Below are 5,890 nucleotides of genomic sequence, written 5' to 3' on the forward strand. Positions count from 1 at the left end.
GTTCAGACCGCAAGAACTGGCAAGCGGAGGAAGCTGCTCTCTTCAACACGTTTCGCTATAAAAAAATATATTAGTAGTCTATTCTAATTTTTGCTAGCTTTAAAAGTACACGTAATAAATGAATGTGCGAGAAGGGCGTCAACAAAATGACATACCAAAGACCTTAACTATTTCCAGTAGTTAAGGCCTTTTTTACACCTATAATTGCGTATTAAATTCAGCAAGGCAAAATTAATACAAGTGGGTGGAAAAATTACTTTCAGTCATGTGTATTCAACCAGTAGCCACATAAGAAATTTAAAATTACTACCAGAAGTGAACCAAGAAAAGTTTTAAACAAAAATTCTCGCTTTCAACCAGTTGCTTTGAATTAAGAGGCAACTATTTTAGTATACGGGAATCTAAATAAAACGCTACAGGAATATTTAACTACTGATTGCGTATAGAAACTGTGATAGACTAGGCTTAAAATATCGATAGACTGAGGCAAAGAGAATTGATTACGATTGGATTAACAACATGGACAGACCATCCGGCTCTCATTGATCATGAGGATCGAAAAGTTGAATTAACAGAATATGCCGGCTATTTTCCGGTAGTTGAGGTGGATACTTCTTTTTACGGTGTGCCAAAAGTATCGACCGTTGAAAATTGGCAAAAATCTGTTCCAGAGGGGTTTCAATTTATTTTAAAGGCTAACAAACTGATGACCTTGCATGATGGAGCTGATGTTAATGACTATTTGTCAGATGAACACCGTTTAGTTTTTACCGAATTTCGGAAAATGATTCGTCCTTTAGTTAAGAGCGATCAACTAAAAACGATCCTATTTCAATTTCCACCCTATTTTAACTGCCAATTAGACAATATTCGTTACCTGCGTGACGTGCGGGTTTTGATGGGTGACTTGCCAATTGCCGTAGAGTTTCGTAATTCTAGCTGGTATGATCCGGCGGTTCGTGATGAAACAATGCTTTATTTGAAGAAACTAGGCATGAGTCATGTTTCGGTTGATGAACCCAGCTCAGTCCCTAATGGCGTGCCTTTGGTAGATACGGTGACAAATCAGAATTTGGCCGTTTTACGATTACATGGTCAAAATGCAAAAGGCTGGGTTGAAAAAGGGCCTAACTGGCGCGGAAAGCGGACACTCTACAAGTATTCAGAGGAAGAACTACAAAGTTTTGCGAAACTTGTCAAAAAATTAGAACCGCAAGCTGAAGAGGTATGTATCATTTTTAACAATAACAGCGGTAAAGATGCAGCTGGCAATGCTTTAAGATTAAAGGAAATATTAGGAATTAATTTTGATGGATTGGGGCCATTGCAACTAGGTCTCTTTTAATGACATAAATAAAATTCAATTGTCCGCCATCAAACGTGTGAAACACGCTTTGCGCGGCGATTCTTTGTGATATACTTAAAGTTAAAACATTCTACTTTAAATTATTAATTTAAAATATAAAATTATTAGAACTAGGAAGGAAATCTTCAATGGCAGACAAACCCACATATTATATAACGACACCAATTTATTATCCGTCAGGAAAGCTTCATATCGGGAATTCGTACACAACAATTGCTTGTGATGCTGAGGCCCGTTTTCAACGATTAGAAGGCAAAGATGTTTTCTTCTTAACGGGAACTGACGAACATGGTTTAAAAATTGAACAAAAAGCTGAAGCCCTAAACACAACTCCCAAAGCATACGTGGATGGGATGGCTGAAGGGATTAAAAAGCTGTGGAAACTTTTGGATATTTCTAACACCAAATTTATTCGGACAACTGATGACTACCACGAAAAGGCCGTTCAAGAAATCTTCCAAAAATTGGAAGATAGTGGCGATATTTATTTAGGTGAATATGAAGGCTGGTATTCGGTTTCGGATGAAGAGTACTTCACTGAAACGCAATTGGCAGAAGTTTATCGTGATGAAAGTGGTAAAGTGATCGGTGGAAAAGCGCCATCTGGTCATGAAGTTCAAAAAGTTAAAGAAGAATCTTATTTCTTCAAAATGAGTAAGTATGCAGATTGGTTATTGCAATACTACAAAGATCATCCTGACTTTATTCAGCCTGCAACACGGATGAATGAGATGATTAATAACTTTATCAAACCCGGTTTGGAAGATTTAGCTGTTTCGCGAACAACTTTCAACTGGGGTGTAAAAGTTAAAAACAACCCTAAACATGTGGTTTATGTTTGGATTGATGCGTTATCAAACTATATTACCGCACTGGGTTATGGCAGCGATGATCAAAGTAACTTTGATAAGTATTGGCCTGCTGACGTGCATATGGTCGGTAAAGAGATTGTGCGTTTCCACACAATTTATTGGCCAATCATGTTGCATGCCCTTGGTTTACAATTACCAAAACACGTTGTCGGCCATGGCTGGTTATTGATGAAAGACGGTAAAATGTCCAAATCTAAGGGGAACGTTATTTATCCAGAAACTTTGGTTGAACGTTACGGCCTAGATGCACTTCGTTACTATTTATTGAAAGCTATGCCTTATGGAAATGATGGGGTGTTCACACCGGAAGACTTTGTCGACAAAATTAATTATGATTTAGCTAACGATCTCGGTAACCTATTAAACCGGACAGTGGCAATGATTAATAAGTATGAAGGTGGTGTCGTTCCAACCTTTAAATCTGGTGTGACTCAATTTGATAAAGACTTAGAAACCACAGCGGCAACTGTCATTACTAATTACCGCGAATTAATGAATTCTCTTCATTTCTCAGATGCACTTTCCGAAATTTGGAAACTGGTTAGCCGCTCCAACAAATATATTGATGAAACCCAGCCTTGGGTGTTGGCTAAGAGTGATGACGCTGCGGATCAAGCTAAATTAGCAAGTGTTATGAATCACTTGGCAGAAAGTTTACGTTTGTTGGCGCATTTGTTGCAGCCAATTTTGACGAAAGCTCCAAGTAAAATTTTGGCACAGCTCGGATTAACTGCTCAAACAGTTGACTTAGCTGACTTGAAATTTGGAACGATTCCTGCGGATACTAAAGTTGTCGCAAAAGGAACCCCAATTTTTCCTCGTTTGGACGCTAAAGAAGAGGTCGAATTCATCAAGGCACAAATGACCAAAACTGATAAAAAGAAGGGCCGTGCTGCCATGGAAGAAGCTAAAAAAGCAGCACAAACCGAGGATGCAGCAGAACTTAATATCACTAAAAAGCCAATCCGTATTGAAGCTTTTGATAAAGTAGAACTTAAGGTCGCTGAGATTAAATCTGTGGATAACGTTGAAGGTGCCGATAAACTTTTGAAGTTTAAACTCGACGCTGGTGATAAAGGTGACCGCCAGATTCTTTCTGGGATTGCTGAATATTATCCAGATCCAAGCGTTCTAGTTGGTAAAAAAGTTTTGATTGTGGCTAATCTCAAGCCTCGTAAGATGCGTGGTGAAATTAGTCAAGGAATGTTGCTATCAGCTGAACATGATGGTCATATTCAAGTTGTTGAGGTACCAAATAGTTTGGTTAATGGTTCTGGAGTTGAATAAGTTGATTTTGTAAAACATGATGATAATGTAAAGACCAATCTAAGACCAAGTGAACAGTTTGCGGTGTCTTGGGTTGGTTTTTGATAATTGGAGGTAAACATGCAACTATTTGATTCACATACGCATTTGAATGATCCGGCTTTTTTGGGACATGAGAAAGCTTATATTGAACATGCTCATAAGTTAGGTATCCAAAAAATGGCAATGGTGGGCTCAAATGCTGAATTTAATGCATCCGCAATTAAACTTGCGCACCAATATGAAGATATCTATGCCGTAGTTGGATGGCATCCAGAAGATTCTAAGTATTTTCATGAAGACCAAGCAGAAATTTTACGAGCACAATTACAGGACTCGAAAGTGGTTGCTTTGGGTGAAATTGGCCTGGATTATTATGAAACAAAATCGCCGCGAAAAATTCAACGGCGGGTATTTGAAGAACAATTGGAGCTGGCAAGTAAGGTTCATATCCCGGTTGCAATTCATAATCGGGATGCTTTTGAAGATACGTATGCGATTTTAAAAAATGCGCATGTAGAAAACTTTGGTGGTGTGATGCACAGCTTCAATGGCGGACCAGAGTGGCTTGATAAATTTTTGGCACTTGGGATGCATATCTCATACAGTGGTGTTGCAAGTTTTAATTCTGCCCATGATGTGCATAAATCTGTGCAAGAAACACCGGCAGATCGGATTATGGCGGAAACAGATGCCCCGTATCTGGCCCCCATTCCTTTTAGAGGAAAACAAAATGAGCCTGCCTACACACTTTATGTGGTTGAAGCGTTGGCCCGTTTGCGGGATGAAGATCCTGATGTCACAGGCAAAGCAACGTATGAAAATGCCAAACAATTTTATAGGATAGACGATGATGAAAAAAATTAAAGAAGTTATTGTAGTTGAAGGAAAAGATGATACTGTTCGGATAAAAAAAGCGGTAAACGCGGATACCCTAGAGACACGAGGATCTGCAATTTCTGAAGAAACGATTGAACAAATTCGGCGTTTACAAGCAGAACGCGGTGTTATTGTGTTTACGGATCCCGACTTTTCCGGTGAAAAAATCCGCAAGACCATTTCGGCTGAGGTTCCGGATGTAAAGCATGCGTTTTTGGCGAGAAGGGATGCAGTGCCCAGTAAAAAGGGGAGTTTAGGCGTGGAACATGCGACCCCTGAAGTTATTCGAGAAGCCCTAGGTAAAGTGTATACAGAGGCTGCTGATGCACCATTGCAGATTACCAGGGATGATTTACTGGACGCTGACTTAATTGCAGGGACCCACGCCAAACAGCGGCGTATGGAGTTGTGTGAAATTCTGAATATTGGTTATGTGAATGGAAAACAGTTAGTAAAGAGACTTCAACTGTTTCAGGTGAGTCGTGAGGCTTTTCAAGCGGCAGTAGATGAATTAGATCAAAAATAAGGAGTAAGAAATGACACAAGAAATTGATATTGCAGATCCAGTTCGGACACGGGCAATCTTGGAACGTTACGGCTTAAACGCTAAAAAGAGTTTAGGTCAAAACTTTTTGACTAGACCACAAATTTTGAAGGATATCGTGGCAGCTGCCGATATTTCTGAGGAAGATGATGTGATCGAAGTGGGACCCGGAATTGGAGCGTTAACGGAGCAGTTGGCGCGTCATGCTCACCACGTGTTGGCGTTTGAGATTGATGAAAACTTGTTGGATGTATTGGACGAAACACTGGATCCTTACAAAAATGTCACAATTATTAATGCAGATATTTTGAAGGTTAATTTGCCAAAAGTGGTTGCAGAAAATTTGGATGGCAAACATACTTTAAAAGTGGTGGCTAATTTGCCATATTATATTACAACGCCAATTTTAAAGGGGTTGTTGCAAAGCACACTACCATTGGATCAGATTGTGGTTATGATGCAAAAAGAGGTGGCGGATCGTCTTAATGCGGTGCCAGGAACAAAGCCATATGGTTCATTGAGTGTGGCGGTGCAGTTGGATTTGAATGTGAATATTGAATTTGACGTGCCAAAGGAAGCGTTTATGCCGCGACCAAAGGTGGATTCGGCAATTGTGAAGTTGACGCATCGTGAGCCAAGAAAGGTACAGCCATATTCGAAAGATGCGTTTTATAAGACGGTGCATGGATGTTTTGCGCATCGGAGAAAAACGTTGTGGAATAACTTGATGGGAATTTATGGTAAAGAAGAGGATACAAAGGCTAGATTAATGGCGGTCTTAGAAAAATTGGATATCAAGCCGGGGGTAAGACCAGAGCGGTTGACGGTTGACGATTTTGTAAGGTTGACGAATGAACTAAAATAGTGGGCGAAGCAAGTCGGTAAAGGGCAGAACCTAAGTGTGACGGAGGCGGGATCGCAATC

The 5,890-nt window shown here is 39.9% G+C and carries 5 protein-coding genes; all 5 read left to right on the plus strand.

Going from position 1 to position 5,890, the window contains the following annotated elements:
• The first annotated feature begins 496 nt into the window (after nucleotides 1-496).
• The 5 genes from DD627_RS07465 (at nucleotide 497) to rsmA (ending at nucleotide 5,831) form a co-directional block, all read left to right on the plus strand.
• Nucleotides 497-1,345: a DUF72 domain-containing protein gene (locus tag DD627_RS07465; protein WP_260274696.1), complete on the plus strand. Its 849-nt coding sequence runs from the start codon at nucleotides 497-499 to the stop codon at nucleotides 1,343-1,345.
• A 149-nt stretch (nucleotides 1,346-1,494) separates the two neighbouring features.
• Nucleotides 1,495-3,525, plus strand: a complete 2,031-nt coding sequence (gene metG / locus DD627_RS07470; protein WP_260274697.1) for a methionine--tRNA ligase — start codon at nucleotides 1,495-1,497, stop codon at nucleotides 3,523-3,525.
• Nucleotides 3,526-3,624: 99 nt separating this feature from the next.
• A complete protein-coding gene (locus DD627_RS07475; RefSeq protein WP_068806504.1) occupies nucleotides 3,625-4,410 on the plus strand; it encodes a TatD family hydrolase in 786 nt (261 codons plus the stop codon).
• Nucleotides 4,397-4,948 (plus strand): ribonuclease M5, encoded by a 552-nt coding sequence (gene rnmV / locus DD627_RS07480; protein WP_057784970.1) that lies wholly within the window; start codon nucleotides 4,397-4,399, stop codon nucleotides 4,946-4,948. The genes DD627_RS07475 and rnmV overlap by 14 nt, the downstream gene beginning before the upstream one ends.
• A gap of 10 nt (nucleotides 4,949-4,958) precedes the next feature.
• Nucleotides 4,959-5,831: a 16S rRNA (adenine(1518)-N(6)/adenine(1519)-N(6))-dimethyltransferase RsmA gene (gene rsmA, locus DD627_RS07485; protein WP_260274698.1), complete on the plus strand. Its 873-nt coding sequence runs from the start codon at nucleotides 4,959-4,961 to the stop codon at nucleotides 5,829-5,831.
• The last annotated feature ends 59 nt before the right edge of the window (nucleotides 5,832-5,890 follow it).

This window comes from Pediococcus sp., from assembly GCF_003533255.1.
Taxonomy (GTDB): Bacteria; Bacillota; Bacilli; order Lactobacillales; family Lactobacillaceae; genus Pediococcus; species Pediococcus parvulus.